General features: G+C 40.4%; 17 protein-coding genes. 2 read left to right on the forward strand and 15 right to left on the reverse strand.

The window, feature by feature from the left end; genetic code table 11:
• Positions 1 to 104 precede the first annotated feature (104 nt).
• The 3 genes from AAEY55_RS04280 to AAEY55_RS04290 all read right to left on the reverse strand — a co-directional run bounded on the left by AAEY55_RS04280 (position 105) and on the right by AAEY55_RS04290 (position 1,755).
• The gene (locus AAEY55_RS04280) at positions 105 to 431 is read right to left on the reverse strand and encodes a hypothetical protein (RefSeq protein ID WP_350550188.1); all 327 of its coding nucleotides are present in this window, start codon (positions 429 to 431) and stop codon (positions 105 to 107) included.
• Between the two features lie 110 nt (positions 432 to 541).
• Complete coding sequence (locus AAEY55_RS04285; RefSeq protein ID WP_182679044.1) at positions 542 to 868, reverse strand: hypothetical protein; 327 nt, start codon at positions 866 to 868, stop codon at positions 542 to 544.
• An 86-nt stretch (positions 869 to 954) separates the two neighbouring features.
• Positions 955 to 1,755, reverse strand: a complete 801-nt coding sequence (locus tag AAEY55_RS04290; RefSeq protein WP_278355337.1) for a class III extradiol ring-cleavage dioxygenase — start codon at positions 1,753 to 1,755, stop codon at positions 955 to 957.
• 592 nt (positions 1,756 to 2,347) lie between these two features.
• On the opposite strand from AAEY55_RS04290, the gene ltrA (AAEY55_RS04295) reads away from it, so the two are divergent.
• On the forward strand, positions 2,348 to 3,703 hold the full coding sequence (ltrA, locus tag AAEY55_RS04295) for a group II intron reverse transcriptase/maturase (RefSeq protein ID WP_350550191.1): 1,356 nt from the start codon (positions 2,348 to 2,350) through the stop codon (positions 3,701 to 3,703).
• Positions 3,704 to 3,778: 75 nt separating this feature from the next.
• Here the strand turns inward: ltrA (AAEY55_RS04295) and AAEY55_RS04300 are convergent, their stop codons facing one another.
• The 7 genes from AAEY55_RS04300 to AAEY55_RS04330 form a co-directional block, all read right to left on the reverse strand.
• Positions 3,779 to 4,993 (reverse strand): serine hydrolase domain-containing protein, encoded by a 1,215-nt coding sequence (locus AAEY55_RS04300; protein WP_350550194.1) that lies wholly within the window; start codon positions 4,991 to 4,993, stop codon positions 3,779 to 3,781.
• A gap of 175 nt (positions 4,994 to 5,168) precedes the next feature.
• A complete protein-coding gene (locus AAEY55_RS04305) occupies positions 5,169 to 5,921 on the reverse strand; it encodes an SDR family oxidoreductase (RefSeq protein WP_193255029.1) in 753 nt (250 codons plus the stop codon).
• Between the two features lie 114 nt (positions 5,922 to 6,035).
• On the reverse strand, positions 6,036 to 6,293 hold the full coding sequence (locus AAEY55_RS04310; protein WP_350550198.1) for a hypothetical protein: 258 nt from the start codon (positions 6,291 to 6,293) through the stop codon (positions 6,036 to 6,038).
• 90 nt (positions 6,294 to 6,383) lie between these two features.
• The gene (locus AAEY55_RS04315) at positions 6,384 to 7,730 is read right to left on the reverse strand and encodes a serine hydrolase domain-containing protein (protein WP_350550201.1); all 1,347 of its coding nucleotides are present in this window, start codon (positions 7,728 to 7,730) and stop codon (positions 6,384 to 6,386) included.
• Positions 7,731 to 7,861: 131 nt separating this feature from the next.
• Positions 7,862 to 8,215, reverse strand: coding sequence for a hypothetical protein (locus tag AAEY55_RS04320; protein WP_339683310.1), 354 nt, complete (start codon positions 8,213 to 8,215; stop codon positions 7,862 to 7,864).
• A 96-nt stretch (positions 8,216 to 8,311) separates the two neighbouring features.
• Entirely contained in the window at positions 8,312 to 8,626 is a 315-nt protein-coding gene (locus AAEY55_RS04325; RefSeq protein ID WP_339683304.1) for an SHOCT domain-containing protein, read from the reverse strand.
• A gap of 129 nt (positions 8,627 to 8,755) precedes the next feature.
• Positions 8,756 to 9,445 carry a hypothetical protein gene (locus AAEY55_RS04330; protein ID WP_339683308.1) on the reverse strand — a complete coding sequence of 230 codons (690 nt, stop codon included), beginning with the start codon at positions 9,443 to 9,445 and terminating at the stop codon, positions 8,756 to 8,758.
• Between the two features lie 626 nt (positions 9,446 to 10,071).
• Between AAEY55_RS04330 and ltrA (AAEY55_RS04335) the strand changes: the two genes are divergently transcribed.
• Positions 10,072 to 11,427, forward strand: coding sequence for a group II intron reverse transcriptase/maturase (gene ltrA / locus AAEY55_RS04335; RefSeq protein WP_256620722.1), 1,356 nt, complete (start codon positions 10,072 to 10,074; stop codon positions 11,425 to 11,427).
• Between the two features lie 80 nt (positions 11,428 to 11,507).
• On the opposite strand, the gene AAEY55_RS04340 is transcribed toward ltrA (AAEY55_RS04335), so the two are convergent.
• The 5 genes from AAEY55_RS04340 to AAEY55_RS04360 form a co-directional block, all read right to left on the reverse strand.
• Positions 11,508 to 11,918: a hypothetical protein gene (locus tag AAEY55_RS04340; RefSeq protein ID WP_350550207.1), complete on the reverse strand. Its 411-nt coding sequence runs from the start codon at positions 11,916 to 11,918 to the stop codon at positions 11,508 to 11,510.
• 176 nt (positions 11,919 to 12,094) lie between these two features.
• Positions 12,095 to 12,496, reverse strand: coding sequence for a hypothetical protein (locus AAEY55_RS04345; RefSeq protein ID WP_350550210.1), 402 nt, complete (start codon positions 12,494 to 12,496; stop codon positions 12,095 to 12,097).
• A gap of 85 nt (positions 12,497 to 12,581) precedes the next feature.
• Positions 12,582 to 12,806, reverse strand: a complete 225-nt coding sequence (locus AAEY55_RS04350; RefSeq protein WP_350550213.1) for a hypothetical protein — start codon at positions 12,804 to 12,806, stop codon at positions 12,582 to 12,584.
• 274 nt (positions 12,807 to 13,080) lie between these two features.
• Positions 13,081 to 13,827 carry a trypsin-like serine protease gene (locus tag AAEY55_RS04355; protein WP_350550216.1) on the reverse strand — a complete coding sequence of 249 codons (747 nt, stop codon included), beginning with the start codon at positions 13,825 to 13,827 and terminating at the stop codon, positions 13,081 to 13,083.
• Positions 13,828 to 13,906: 79 nt separating this feature from the next.
• Entirely contained in the window at positions 13,907 to 14,791 is an 885-nt protein-coding gene (locus AAEY55_RS04360) for a hypothetical protein (protein WP_350550219.1), read from the reverse strand.
• Positions 14,792 to 14,888 lie beyond the last annotated feature (97 nt).

Raw genomic sequence — 14,888 nt, forward strand, 5'->3', positions numbered from 1 at the left:
TTGTATTTAGCGGCCTTAAAACGAAGATGCTCACCACTTTTAAAGTTTGCGCTTGAAAGTAAGTTTTAATACTTGCTGTCCACCTCAGGGCGTATTGTTATATTTCACAGTCTACTACCAAGAGCAATGTGAATTTGTATACCAGCAAGAATTACCAAAATGGAAATTAAAATACCATAGATAGTTGTTGCTGCAACAGAGTTAAATAAGCGCCACATGAATCCATTTTTACTTTGATGTTTCCAAGTGATAATAAAAAAACCAACCAAGCCAATAATTGGAAGTATTACATCAAATTTCAAAGTCCAACTATCTGGATTTTGACCGCCAAAGATATAAATAACATCTAGGGCTAGCCAAATTAAAAAGGAAACTAATAAATATAAAAACGAAAGTTTTAAATACCTATTTGTGCTCATAAACTTATTCATAGCATCCATACTTTGAGTGAAATATAACGCCCAAATAATGGGTTTTTATTGCTAGCTTACAATGTTGAGGAACGAAACAGCCAGCTGTAAAATTCCCGTTGATTTGCTTGTTATGTGTTTTTACTCTGATCTTGTTTGATGATTTTCAGCAGCAAATCCATTCTGCGATTTGTCTTTTTACTTTCAGCCGTAACCATGCCTTGTACAAAAGACGAAGCAAAGAAAATAACACACATTATTTGAAATAACTCAGTTTCAATTGTGAAGAAACTATTTGCAATCAGGAGTAAGCCAAATGGCGCAATAATAGAGAGAAAATCTTTAAGTCCCCAATGATTTGAACCAAGCTTATCAAATTCTTCTTTATACTTTTGAAGGTCAGAAATACGTTCTAATTCTATCTTCGCCTCTACCATTTTTACGTCATCATTATCCATTGAAATCACCACACTCCTGAAACACATAACGCCCGGGTAATAGGCGAGAGCTTGCGAGCGTCCTAATTGACGCGTTTGTTAGCATTTTATGACCAGATGTACATGCTCGATTTTTTATTTAGAATCTTTAGCTCAAACGACTTAGTGCAAACACTATTAGCTATTCCATAGCAAACGTGCAACGGCAATAAATGCTCTTCTCTTGGGTGACAGTAACGAGCACCGGGGGCTTTTTCCCATTGGATAAATCTTTGTTCTCTTTCTTCTTCAGTAATACTACTGTTAGTGCAAGTCTCTAGCAGCCACGCTTCAAAAGATTCATTTAAAGTTTTTGATTCACTGGTTTCAGATGAAAAAAATGCTTTCATATTATGAAAGGAGAAACCAGAACCAATTATAAGTAAATTTTCATACTCCAAGTCTTGGATTGCTCGCCCTATCCCGATATGAGCTGCTGGACTGAGATTATCGACAAGAGAGAGCTGAATGCACGGAATATCTGCCTCCGGGTACATGATTTTCAGAGGAATAAATAGACCGTGGTCAAAACCGCGCTGCTCATCAAGTTTTGCGGAAATACCTGAATGCTCCAGCCGCTTATAGGTCTGCTCCGCCAGTGATGGCTCTCCCTGACAAGGATAGGTAATACTATAAGACTTTTCTGGAAATCCATAGTAATCGTAAATAAGGGAAGGGTTGGCGCCCGAAGTAATGGTTGGGATTTTTTCTTCCCAGTGCGCACTTACCACTAAAATGGCTGATGGCTTACGCAAAATAGATGAGATTTTTTGCAAGCAATCAATCATTTCTTTATGCCCAACATCACCTAGAAGTGGCATCGGCCCGCCGCCATGAGACAAAAATAATATTTGAGGTTTAGTGTTCATCACGATCCTCTTAATAGGAGAATGCTAACGCCTAAATCAGCGGCGCGTTTTTTGCGTCCGCTGCCTTTGCTTGTGTACGCCCGACATGGGCATTGACTTATGAGGTGAAAGTCCTCTGTAGGAAGATCACCGTTTAAATAACACACTGTTATTAAACGATAACTACTAGCGAATGGCAAGGGCTAAATCGCGAGAGATAGTCTAGAGGAAGCCGCTAGCAAATCTGTGAGCTGATGAACAAAAACATCATATGAGGCGTAGGCTGGAGACGAGCTAGCACAAGATAGCGAAGTCATGTGATCTAACGGCCACCGTAAATGATGCAGTTGTGCAGAGAAAGTCGATGCACCTTATTCGGGGAGATCTGATAAATTACCAGTTAGGGACTGGTTGTTCAACCCTTGGCGCTCTGGTTGCTGCGACCTATAGCGAGCGAAATAGCAGTAAACAAGCGTTAGTTTAGACGCGCTTTATCGAGTAATCGTTAGAGTGATTTATCAGAAGTCAGCAGACGGCATAGTAGCCAAACGCCCATCGTAATGGAGGGGACACGGTAAAGGCCTGAACATCTTAACCAGAGGAGAAACTACAAATGAACTTGAATTCACATAGATCACCGTGTTGTGATAGTGATGAACAGCGTTCGACTGTGAATAATACCTCGAATGAATATAACCAAACAGATCATGACCTTATGGCAAAGGTACTAAGCAACCACAATATTAGCGCAGCATGGCAACATGTTAAGCGCAATAAAGGGGCTGCGGGTATTGATAATATGAGTATTGAGGAATTTAATGACTTCGCTAAGTTACATTGGCTGGGTATTAAACAACAATTACTTAACGGCAGTTATCAACCCTTGCCAGTCAAACGCGTGATGATACCCAAACCCGATGGCGGTGAGCGAATGCTTGGGATCCCTGCTGTTATCGACAGAGTGATCCAACAAGCCATTGCTCAAGTGATCAGCCCTTACTTTGAGCCTCAATTTTCACCACATAGTTATGGTTATCGCCCTCATAAAAGAGCCAGTCAAGCAGTGAACCATGTTCAGTCTTGTGTTAAACAAGGTTATAAAACAGCGGTTGATATCGACTTGTCTAAGTTCTTTGATGAAGTAAACCATGACATGCTGATGAATCGTGTTGGCCGTAAAATCAAAGACAAAGCACTCATGCGCCTACTCGGTAAATACTTACGAGCGGGGATCGCAGAGCGCGAAACAGGTCTGTGGTTTGAGTCAACCAAAGGAGTCCCTCAAGGTGGGCCATTATCCCCTTTACTTTCCAACATTTTACTCGATGAATTAGATAAGAAGCTAACCTACAAACACCTTAAGTTTGCACGTTACGCTGATGACATAATCATTTTAGTAAAAACGAAAAGCGAAGGACTCATAATCCAACGGGAAATTACTGCGTTTATCACTCAGCGATTAAAACTCAAAGTGAATGAATCGAAAAGTCGAGTCGGTCCCGTATCAGGCTCGAAATTTCTCGGGTTCACATTCCGTTACGGTCAAGTGCAGATCCACGAACAGGCGCTAAAGAAATTCAAAGCAAATGTCAGGGAACTCACTAACCGCAACTGGGGGATCTCAATGACCCTACAAATTCATAAACTCACGCAGTATTTACGCGGCTGGGGACACTACTACCTAATAGCCAACGCTTATCAACTAACAGTGGATTTAGATCATTGGATCCGTCGTAGGATAAGAATGTGCTACTGGCGGCAATGGCGTAAACCTCGCACCAAAGTACGCAGTTTAATGAAATTGGGTGTTAGCGAGCGACTCGCCATAGCCTGTGGTATCACCAGTAAAGGCCCTTGTAGAAGCTCAAAAACAAAAGGAATTAACATTGCGCTAGGTAATGAATATTTAGCATCACAAGGTTTAGTGTCATTGAAAGATATTTGGATCAATATTCATTACGGGAGATGAACCGCCCATTGCGGACCCGCATGATGGGTGGTGTGGGGGCTGGAGGTTAGAGACCTCCGGCTACCCGATTAGCTATCACATGGACCACAGTCGACGACTCAATTTGTCCATCGCCCGATCAGAAGCCATGTCAACGCCCCGATTCATCACAATAATCACGGCATCTTTCTTAACTGGGTCGAAGTATAAAGAAGAGAAGACACCAATCTCCGCTCCCTTATGACCAATTCTTCCTTGCAGATTGTCCCTCCAAAAGAACCTCTGTCGTTCATCAATGTCGTCGGTGAGCTGTTTAGCTAGCATTTCACCTTTAAGACTATCGGAGAATACCGTATCTCCGTCGTCGCTATCCAATAAAGCAAGGATGAGCGTATTTAAGTCGTTGATGCTTGTCCGGATGCCACCATCAGGATACTGCGGGTTACCGTAGTGAGGGTGTCTTTGAAAGGTCTTATAATCAATCGGTGGATTAAAAAGCTCTGAAATGATGCCGTTTTTTATGGGCGACTTCCAATTGGCACATATTGAAATGTATGGAATGCACTGCTCTACTTCGTATGGAACCGCGAGACCTCCCAAGCCCTCAAAGTCAGCCAATAACCATCCAGTATCGGCCATTCCTAATGGAAGAAATATATTCTCTCGACTGTATTCTGACAGACTTTGTCCAGATGTTGACTCAACAATCAGACCAGCGACCGCAGCGCCAAGGTTACTGTACTCTCGCGTAGTACCCGGTGGGTTCGGCAAATAGTAATCACTTCCAGAAGCAACCAGCAATTTTTCAACATGCTCTTTTAAAGAGATATTTGAATCAGCGTTGTGGGAGTATGTTTTCGGATCATAGAAATCAGCGATACCGGACGTATGAGTAGCTAATTGCCTTATCGATATGTGCGCTGAAGATGCGCTCGGATGATCAATTTTGAATGGCAGGTAAGTGTTGATGTCATCATCCAAATTAAGGTGCCCACGCTCGGCGAGCTGCAATATAGCTATCCCCATAATCGGTTTGCTAATTGATGCAATATTAAAGGGTGTGTCAATAGTGGCAGGCTTCTTTTTCTCGATATCCGCGAATCCGTAGGCACGAATTAACTCTGTATTCCCGTTTCGGATAACAGCAATCCCCATACCCGGTATTGCAGCCTCTTCCATAACATCTAATATAAATTCATCAATATCATTATGATGCTCAGATATGGCCTTTTGTTTCGGAATAACGAGCCAAGTAGCTAGGACCGCGACAATTGCAAATGAGACAAACATTACTATTTTTCTTATTTTCATACGTTTCCTTTCTGGATTCCGTCGAGTGCGATAATCGCTCCCCGAATGAGCTAACGCCCGCTTAAGGGGCAGACAACGCTACTACCAAGCTTCCGCATAACACCATAACCACAAAAACCAACGCATAGTAAAAATGCCGCGCGTTGGCTGTCCCTCTTGAAGCGTTTGTTATGCATTACAAACCACCGGCTAAATCCAGAAAGTTACCTGTGGAAAATGATGATTTTTCAGACGCCAACCAATAAATGGCCTCAGCGACTTCAGTAGGAAAACCACCCCGTTGCATTGGAATTTTATTTTTGAGTCGTTCTATACGGTCAGGCTCTCCACCGTCAGCGTGCATATCGGTATAAATCAATCCTGGGCGAACACAGTTAACTCTGATACCTTCCGCGGCAACTTCCAACGACAGACCTTTTGTTAAGGTGTCAATTGCACCTTTTGACGCTGCATAATCGATGTATTCATTCGGTGAACCTGTTCGAGCGGCTCCCGAAGAAACATTAACTATGACACCACCGAGACCATCATGACGAGTTGACATTCGTTTCACTGCTTCACGACAACACAAGAAATAACCTGTCACATTGTTTATGAGAATTGAGTTAATCCTCTCTGCACTCATTTCGTCTAAGCGCATCTGTTTCTTTAAGATACCAGCATTGTTGACAAGAACAGAAACAACACCAAGCTCTTGGTCAACGGTTTCAAACAGTTTAACAACATCACCTTCTTTGGAAACGTCAGCTTGAACCGCAATACAATGACCACCTAACGCTTTGATTTCTTCAACGAGAGTATTAGCAGCCTCAGCATTAGATTTGTAATTTATGCATACGGAAAAACCGTTTTGAGCAAAAAGCTTTGCTGTCGCCGCACCAATCCCTCGGCTACCGCCAGTAATAACAACTACTTTTTGAACGCTCATTATTCATCCTTTTAACGCTGAATTTGATGTAATGCATAACGCCTGCCAGCTGCCGCACCGAAATTTACGCGTCAGCGTAGATTTTGGTGTCGGACAGACTGGCATTGTTATAACTTACTGGCGCGCGATCTTATTTCTGCGCCGGTTGATGAAATACCACATAAACAGCCCCCAAAAAATGCCACCTAGGCCAAACAACACCAAGGATATCAATAGGGTTTGAAGAAGTGGTGAACTGCTCGTGAGATACATTAGACCCGTATAGAGAATAGCGGTTAATACGCCCCAACCCAGAACCCCGTGCTTCACAACATACTGCCACTTGCCCATGGCGAGCACCTTATCTAATTTCTCTAACTCATTGGCTGCCATTACTATCCTCCTTGGTTATAACGCCCGCCACAAACGCGAGCAACTTGTTGCGAGTCGGAGCGCCCAGAGGGCGCGTTTTGATGGCGATTGTTATATTTCCGTTCGAACTAAAGGCGCTCGTTCACCCATGTAAATACTGACAGGAACAAGTAAACGCTTATCATCCTGCTCTCGAAGTTGATAATAATCTTCAGTGCATTCATACGAAAATGAGTTATTTTCCCGAAGCACTAATTTTCGAATGACACCACTGTCGGTTTTCGCACTGAGTTGCCCATCATCGAATGTAACAGTCATAACCGTATCGTCAGCACCTTTGTATGTGCCAATCAGAGCCTTAGCTTGCTCTGTAATGTTTTTATGAGCAATTGGCGCTGGTGAAAGGTTAAGTTGTCTTGCAATCATATTTAACAAAGCTGGGCCTGGGTGAACAGCGTCGTTGTTGCCGAATACTGTGCCAAGTAAATCATGCGAGGGAAAATAGACTGACCATGCCATAAAACCTGGCACTTGCCCTTGATGGCTGTACGACGTTTGACTACTTATAGGGTATATATCCATACCAAACCCATAATTGACTGATTCACCGTTGTTTAATTTTGCTCTAGTTATCATCAGCTGATAATTTTCAGCCGAAATAACCTTTCCAGAACTTAAACCACGATGCCACAGGCTCATGTCGTCAAGCGTCGATGCAATTGCACCCGCCGCATAAATCCAACTGCGGTCAACGGTTTCGGGAGCCAAATACGCATTGGGTGCATCTCTATTTGCGGTATAGCCTTTAACAATTTGCTTTGAACTTACCCCTTTAGTCACAACAAACGAATTTTTCATACCTAAAGGAGAAAAAATATTCCGTTGCAAATACTCGCCATATGTCAGCCCAGAAGTGACCTCAATCACCTTTCCCAACAAAATATATCCGGTATTTGAATACGCATAATCAACATTAGGCTTTGTCAGTACGGGCATTTTACTCACCACACTGATTACTTCATCAATGGGGGCGTACTTGTCCCATCGCTGCCTGACCCCTGTATCCGAGTTGTAATTTGGCAGCCCGGAAGTATGGCTTAGAACACGTTCAATTGTCAGGCTTGCGTATTCGACTGGAATATCTGTAATAAAATCACCCAGAGTGCTTTTTAAGGATAACTTTTTCTTTTCAGCGAGTTGAAGTATCGCAGCGGCAGTAAACTGCTTTGAAATTGAGCCGATCTGAAAAGTGTTCTCAACTTTTAATGGTTCGCGAGTGCTTACGTCTGCAACACCAAGCGCGCCTTTGAAAACATGCTTTCCAGATTGCTCGATGCTTACTGCAAGTCCCGGTTTATCCGATGATGCATGGCAAGATAACATGGCTGAAAAATCGTGTTCTTGTGCATTAACATAGTTAACAAAAAACAGAAAGCTAAACAGTAACTTTTTCAACATGGAAATAAACACTCCGTTGCAAAGGAAATATAACGCTTTGCTAATGGGAAAATTGCTGTTGGTTATGATGCGCGAAGCGCCAACCAACGGTAATTTTTCCGTTTAAGCAATTTGTTATACATTTTTAAACATTAAAGGTACTTTGATTTTAGTACTTTTATTTTATGATCGTACTCATCTTTGGTTAGAATGTCATTATCTAGAAGTTTCTTTACTCTTAGCATTTCTTCTTCGATTTTTTGTTTGTTTTTACCATCAATAATTCTAGAAATCTTATTGTCAGTACTTTTTACCTTAGTAAGGTTATATGGATTGTTGAAATTTGAAAGTGAATAGATGCCGCCAATTATCCATACTATACTTGCAATTACCAAGCTTTCAGCATTACCAACAGCTAAAACTGCGTCAGAGCCGGCACCTATTAAATAACCAATACCAAGTGTTATTCCGCCACGTATTATCAATGATATTATGTTGCTTAGCATTACTTCTCCCTAATGAATGGTGTATAACGCCTTACACAGCGGAAAACGACGAGCGCGAGCGAGTTGGTTTTCCGATGATGTAACTTGTTATGTGATTTATAATATTTTTTTCTTTAGTTCTTCAGCCTTAATCATAAATTCTTCTTTTGTTAGAATTCCTTCATCAAATAGTTTTTTATATTTTAGAAGTTCATCATGAGCTTTATTTTTTTCTATTTTCTCAACTGCTGTTCCTATAAATGTAAAAGGTCTATCTTTTATAGCAATGTATATAAAACTAACTACTGCATAACCAATTCCAAGATATGCGAGAAAACTGCCTATATCTCTCATGTTTGCAAAATCATGCAATAGAGCACCAATTACAAAGATTGCACCACCGATGAAAAGATGTTTTATTATTTTTTTCAAGTTGATATTTTCCTAAATTTTATAAATTGGTATTCGGATTTGGAAGTACCTTATGACACATAACGCCGTGCTCTGCGGAAATTTAGGAGCGCCAGCGAGTAATATTTCCGTAGCAGCACCTTGTTAGTTTCACATTTCAAATACACTTTCAAAACTCTCTCCATTTCGAACACGTTCTAGTTTTTGATAAAGCTGTAGCGGCTCGAGATTATTAACTGCCATTCTTGATGCAACATAATTTTCATGTGTGTTTGTACCACCAAAAAATCCTCTGCCGGATTTCAACTGTTTGACGGAGCCTATTGCTTCTTGGCTGATATCAATATTTTCAATTAAGAATGGTTTTCTGTGATCCACGATTAAGGCCACCCCTTCATTAAACCAAACTGGAATTTCTAACCAATGAGTTAGCCATCCAACTCTTTGTCCAACTTCTGCATGCGTCAACTCATGCGCGGTAACATCTACATTTTGCCCTTTAGGGCCAAGGATTATGCAAGTACCCATTGGGGTATAGTAAGCTGTTGCAGTTGAATTAGCTCCAAAGTTGTTTGCTTCAACTTTATTAGCAACAATTACTATTTTGGGAATAGCGATCATTTCACCGAATGTTGAATCTACTCTTTGTCTACCATCTAGGATGCTTCTTAGAACTTCCTCTATATTTTCCACGCTGGGTAATGCAAAAATATTTGGAGCGACTTGCTCATAATCTGTAAGTCCCACAGCTTCACATGCCAAAGCATGTCTCTGAGAAAAAACACCAGCGAGTACAACTAACAAAAAACAGGCGAAGACAACAATTTTAATTCTGCGCATGATGCTCCCTCGTGAAACTAACGCCGCGCTCTGCGGAAATTTGGGAGCGCCAGCGAGTAAATTTTCCGCAGCAGCGCCTTGTGTACGCCCGACATGGGCATTGACTTATGAGGTGAAAGTCCTCTGTAGGAAGATCACCGTTTAAATAACACACTGTTATTAAACGATAACTACTAGCGAATGGCAAGGGCTAAATCGCGAGAGATAGTCTAGAGGAAGCCGCTAGCAAATCTGTGAGCTGATGAACAAAAACATCATATGAGGCGTAGGCTGGAGACGAGCTAGCACAAGATAGCGAAGTCATGTGATCTAACGGCCACCGTAAATGATGCAGTTGTGCAGAGAAAGTCGATGCACCTTATTCGGGGAGATCTGATAAACACGCATCCGCGCTAACGCTTGGAGATTACCAGTTAGGGACTGGTTGTTCAACCCTTGGCGCTTTGGTTGCTGCGACCTACAGCGAGCGAAATAGCAGTAAACAAGCGTTAGTTTCGACGCGCTTTATCGAGTAATCGCTAGAGTGATTTATCAGAAGTCAGCAGACGGCATAGTAGCCAAACGCCCATCGTAATGGAGGGGACACGGTGAAGGCCTGAACATCTTAACCAGAGGAGATACTACAAATGAACTTGAATTCACATAGATCACCGTGTTGTGATAGTGATGAACAGCGTTCGACTGTGAATAATACCTCGAATGAATACAACCAAACAGATCGTGACCTGATGGCAAGGGTACTGAGCAACCACAATATTGGTGCAGCATGGCAACATGTTAAGCGCAATAAAGGGGCTGCGGGTATTGATAATATGAGTATTGAGGAATTTAATCACTTCGCTAAGTTACATTGGCTGGGTATTAAACAACAATTACTTAGCGGCACTTATCAACCCTTGCCAGTCAAACGCGTGATGATACCCAAACCCGATGGCGGTGAGCGAATGCTTGGGATCCCTTCTGTTATCGACAGAGTGATCCAACAAGCTATTGCTCAAGTGATTAGCCCTTACTTTGAGCCTCTATTTTCACCACATAGTTATGGTTATCGCCCTCATAAAAGAGCCAGCCAAGCAGTAAATCATGTTCAATCTTGTGTTAAACAAGGTTATAAAACAGCAGTTGATATTGACTTGTCTAAGTTCTTTGATGAAGTAAACCATGACATGCTGATGAATCGTGTTGGTCGTAAAGTCAAAGACAAAGCACTCATGCGCCTACTTGGTAAATACCTCCGAGCGGGGATCGCAGAGCGCGAAACGGGTCTGTGGTTTGAGTCAACCAAAGGAGTCCCTCAAGGTGGACCATTATCCCCTTTACTTTCCAATATTTTACTCGATGAATTAGATAAGAAGCTAACCTACAAACACCTTAAGTTTGCACGTTACGCTGATGACATAATCATTTTAGTAAAAACGAAAAGCGAAGGACTCATAATCCAACGGGAAATTACTGCGTTTATCACTCAGCGATTAAAACTCAAAGTGAATGAATCGAAAAGTCGAGTCGGTCCCGTATCAGGCTCGAAATTTCTCGGGTTTACCTTCCGTTACGCTCAAGTGCAGATCCACGAACAGGCGCTAAAGAAATTTAAAGCAAATGTAAGAGAACTCACTAACCGCAACTGGGGGATCTCAATGACCCTACAAATTCATAAACTCACGCAGTATTTACGCGGCTGGGGACACTACTACCTAATAGCCAACGCTTATCAACTAACAGTGGATTTAGATCATTGGATCCGTCGTAGGATAAGAATGTGCTACTGGCGGCAATGGCGTAAACCTCGCACCAAAGTACGCAGTTTAATGAAATTGGGTGTTAGCGAGCGACTCGCCATAGCCTGTGGTATCACCAGTAAAGGCCCTTGTAGAAGCTCAAAAACAAAAGGAATTAACATTGCGCTAGGTAATGACTATTTAGCATCACAAGGTTTAGTGTCATTGAAAGATATTTGGATCAATATTCATTACGGGAGATGAACCGCCCATTGCGGACCCGCATGATGGGTGGTGTGGGGGCTGGAGGTTAGAGACCTCCGGCTACCCGATTATATGCCGTATTATGCTAAGATATCAACCTTCCCATTTAACTGTTTACCGTCAAGATCTTTAAATTTACTTAAAACACCTGATAAAAAGTCAGTATTCTCACCAATGCTTTTTTTAAAATCTATAGATTTCTCAACTTGCCCAATTAAGTCTACTTTGATTTTACCTATTTTTTCGGGATCATTATTATATTGTTCAAGTACATTTAATGGTATAAATGGAACTACATCAAGTAAAGCACTTTCCCCTGATTTAATTAATGTATTAATTTCATCAATTGATATGTTTCTCATATCAATCTTTGTAGGTTGTGAATTATTTTGGTTTATGTTTTTTTCTACAGCAATAGATTCAGTCGGCATTTTATTGCCGCTAGCTGCTGTCGTAATGGAATAGTTTTGCCCTATATTTAAAATATTCATATTAATTCCTCATGTATTAATAGATATTTGATATTAATGCAAAAGGTGCACCATGTTAGATATTATACTAATGACTATTTTAGGCATATAATGCCTTTAGCATGGGCTGGCAAAAGTGGCACGTAATTGCGCAAGCAATTTAAGTGACGCTTTTGACAGTCCAATGCCTAAACTTGTTAGGCCTTGCATTTAAGCAAAGCCTTGATATTAAAACCAGACAAAATTAAATATAAAAAGCCTGAGATACTTGCAGGATATTGTTGTGTAGTAATACACGAAATTATTATACCTAAGCCCATAAGCACAAATAGAGAGTTTGCACCAATTAGAACATTAATTGTTTTGTTGCCAATATTGATGGGGTAGCCCAAGAGTATTGAAAGCTCTGGATTTATTGCTATTGCCGTAAAAATATAACTGGCTAAGATTGCTAATAGGAAAACTAGACTGATTAGTAAATAAACATTAGTTGATTTTGCCATAATGACGGTAAGAACTATGCCTGAAAACATTAAGAGAACGAATGCCCAATTAAAGCCTCTTAACACTTTATTCTTGTTCTCTATATCTTCACTCATCTCGATTTCCTTGGGCCTAACGCCCCAATAATGGGCAAAAATAACAGTTGGTTAAAATAAGCGACGCAGGAGCAAAAACCAACTGTTATTTGTCCTGATTAATTGGCTTGTTAGCTGTTTTTCTACTTTGCCCGAAATAATACCCTGCGACAAGTAAAGATAAATCCTTGAAGTGGGACCAAACTTTCAAACTAATTTCGTCTTGAACATTTGAAAAGTATATGGCACAAACACCAAACAGACTTAATCCAACAAAAATAAGAATTGAAAGAATATCTGTGAATTTTTTAGATTGACTTTTATTAGACATACACACCTTCTTACCTGTACAAACAGGTTCATAAGATGCGAGTCCTTCTAATCTGGCGTTGAGGAAGAAGAGTAGTCGCGATTTTTATAATTATCGCCAGGAGCTAAGCTCCGACGCCCAATAATTGGACGTACTTAAATTATAATACAAGCTACAATCTGATTCAACAGCTAACGCCCTGTTAACAGGCAATAAAATTGTTGGCTAAAATTAGCGACGAAAGAGCAAAAGCCAACTGTTTTTTGTCCTTGTTTAACAGCTTGTTAGAGGAATACTACTCCATAGATTTTTCTATCCATTTTTTGAAGTATGAAATGCGAGAGTAGTTTTCAATTACCCCATATTTAGCTTCTTGCCATTCTGTTGGCTCTGAATTTTGCCATGAACTAACGCCCACAATATAGAGTCGATTATTCATTTTAAGTAGTGCTGGTCCACCAGAATCCCCCGGACCACTAATCCCCTCTAATGCCAAAGAGCCTTTTTCACTATCAAACTTAAACCGAACCCACTGCCCAGAAGTTTCCGTGACAACATTTTGTGCAGCCCTTAAACGATCATCAGCACCGACAACTCCTACTTCACCAGTACCAAAGTCCCCGCGACCGATAAACGTCAAAGTTTTATGAAGTTCATCCTCTTTGTCATATAAAGCGACAGTTTCACTATTAGGGATAGTCGATTGTAACTGGACAAGAGCGATATCATTTGGAAATTGCTTATCTTTCCAGTCTGGATGTTTAACAACTTTCTTTATTTTGTAGTAAGAATCTTTGAATCTGACTTTTCCATCAATTAACAAATAATTGGCAACATGAGCAGCGGTAATTACCCAATCTTCGGCAATTAGAGTCCCTGTTCCTTCGACAATTTCTTTATCTTTATAATTTCCGTAAAAGGTAACTATCGATTTATTATCCTTGGCAAATTCTAAATATTTAGACTCATCTACATCATGTCTCATTATTATTGCACTTGATGGAAATGATAAAACAAATAGGATTAAGAAACTCCATTTCATGAATGATTCCTCTAACGCCCCAATAAGAGGCTTAAAATTGTTTGCTAAAATGTTGAGGAACGAAAACAGCAAACTGTTTTTAGTCCTGCTTAATTGGCTTGTTAACTGTACTATTACGTTTTTCTATTTGAGCCAATAACTCTTTGTTTCTTTCTAGTTGCTGTTCGCGTTCAATGACTCTGTCACCGGTGTTATAAGAATCGATTTCAAGTCGTTTATTTCCTGATTTGAAAACTGGTTCAAATACCTTTCTTAACTTTTCAATTTCTTTAAACACTGAATACATTGGATCTGTAGCTCCACCAAGTGTAGATATACCTTTAATATCGGAAAAATCTATATCTAAAGAGTTTTTATAAGGTGTTCCTTCAGCATCTTCAAAATAGATCTCTAATCTAATTTTCTGGTTGAATACGTTATCTTTGCCAACGTCCCTTTCGAGATCAACAAAACCAAGTAGAAAACTTTTAATAGTTTGTCCTAAGCCCAAAGAAGAACACCCGTTCTCGAATAAGGAAAGTTTGTTGAAGACTTTTACTAGGTGATTATTTTGTTCTGTTGCGTTACTTCCATCTGTGTTCTTAAAGCTAAATTTTACATTTTGGGCAATTCCTTTTCCCAAGTTTTGAATGATAACATCCCAAAAAGTAATGCTAACCATTGATGGTTGAAGACTCACAACAACATTTGGCCTCATTGATTCTTTTCTTATTTCGGTAAGCTGAGCGATCTGTGAAATTCTTAAGTGCCAAGTTTCTTTCGCTAGAATAAAGGTTAGGACTGCAATAGACACTGTTGCAATTGCACCTACCCAAGAAGACAATGAATCTGAAGTTAAAACTATTGCAGTATTTAACTCGGTACCGAAAATCAAACCAGCAATAAAAATAAGAGGCGCAGCAACAACCCCAATTAAAACAACAAAAGGTAATAAAGTACGTTCATTTTTACTATCAGAATTCACAAAACTATCCTTGTACAGTTAACGTCTTAGTATTTATACGTTACGTTGCTTGTATCGTATAAATACCTTGTTGAACGAAGCATGCTCCTCATCCAAC

The organism is Pseudoalteromonas sp. 120-MNA-CIBAN-0494, from assembly GCF_040308885.1.
Lineage (GTDB): Bacteria > Pseudomonadota > Gammaproteobacteria > Enterobacterales > Alteromonadaceae > Pseudoalteromonas > Pseudoalteromonas nigrifaciens.

Bases quoted from the DNA above. Each gene is read 5' to 3' on its own strand.
- AAEY55_RS04280 (WP_350550188.1), bottom strand. From the start codon at position 431: ATGAATAAGTTTATGAGCACAAATAGGTATTTAAAACTTTCGTTTTTA.
- AAEY55_RS04285 (WP_182679044.1), bottom strand. From the start codon at position 868: ATGGATAATGATGACGTAAAAATGGTAGAGGCGAAGATAGAATTAGAA.
- AAEY55_RS04290 (WP_278355337.1), bottom strand. From the start codon at position 1,755: ATGAACACTAAACCTCAAATATTATTTTTGTCTCATGGCGGCGGGCCG.
- ltrA (WP_350550191.1), top strand. From the start codon at position 2,348: ATGAACTTGAATTCACATAGATCACCGTGTTGTGATAGTGATGAACAG.
- AAEY55_RS04300 (WP_350550194.1), bottom strand. From the start codon at position 4,993: ATGAAAATAAGAAAAATAGTAATGTTTGTCTCATTTGCAATTGTCGCG.
- AAEY55_RS04305 (WP_193255029.1), bottom strand. From the start codon at position 5,921: ATGAGCGTTCAAAAAGTAGTTGTTATTACTGGCGGTAGCCGAGGGATT.
- AAEY55_RS04310 (WP_350550198.1), bottom strand. From the start codon at position 6,293: ATGGCAGCCAATGAGTTAGAGAAATTAGATAAGGTGCTCGCCATGGGC.
- AAEY55_RS04315 (WP_350550201.1), bottom strand. From the start codon at position 7,730: ATGTTGAAAAAGTTACTGTTTAGCTTTCTGTTTTTTGTTAACTATGTT.
- AAEY55_RS04320 (WP_339683310.1), bottom strand. From the start codon at position 8,215: ATGCTAAGCAACATAATATCATTGATAATACGTGGCGGAATAACACTT.
- AAEY55_RS04330 (WP_339683308.1), bottom strand. From the start codon at position 9,445: ATGCGCAGAATTAAAATTGTTGTCTTCGCCTGTTTTTTGTTAGTTGTA.
- ltrA (WP_256620722.1), top strand. From the start codon at position 10,072: ATGAACTTGAATTCACATAGATCACCGTGTTGTGATAGTGATGAACAG.
- AAEY55_RS04340 (WP_350550207.1), bottom strand. From the start codon at position 11,918: ATGAATATTTTAAATATAGGGCAAAACTATTCCATTACGACAGCAGCT.
- AAEY55_RS04345 (WP_350550210.1), bottom strand. From the start codon at position 12,496: ATGAGTGAAGATATAGAGAACAAGAATAAAGTGTTAAGAGGCTTTAAT.
- AAEY55_RS04350 (WP_350550213.1), bottom strand. From the start codon at position 12,806: ATGTCTAATAAAAGTCAATCTAAAAAATTCACAGATATTCTTTCAATT.
- AAEY55_RS04355 (WP_350550216.1), bottom strand. From the start codon at position 13,827: ATGAAATGGAGTTTCTTAATCCTATTTGTTTTATCATTTCCATCAAGT.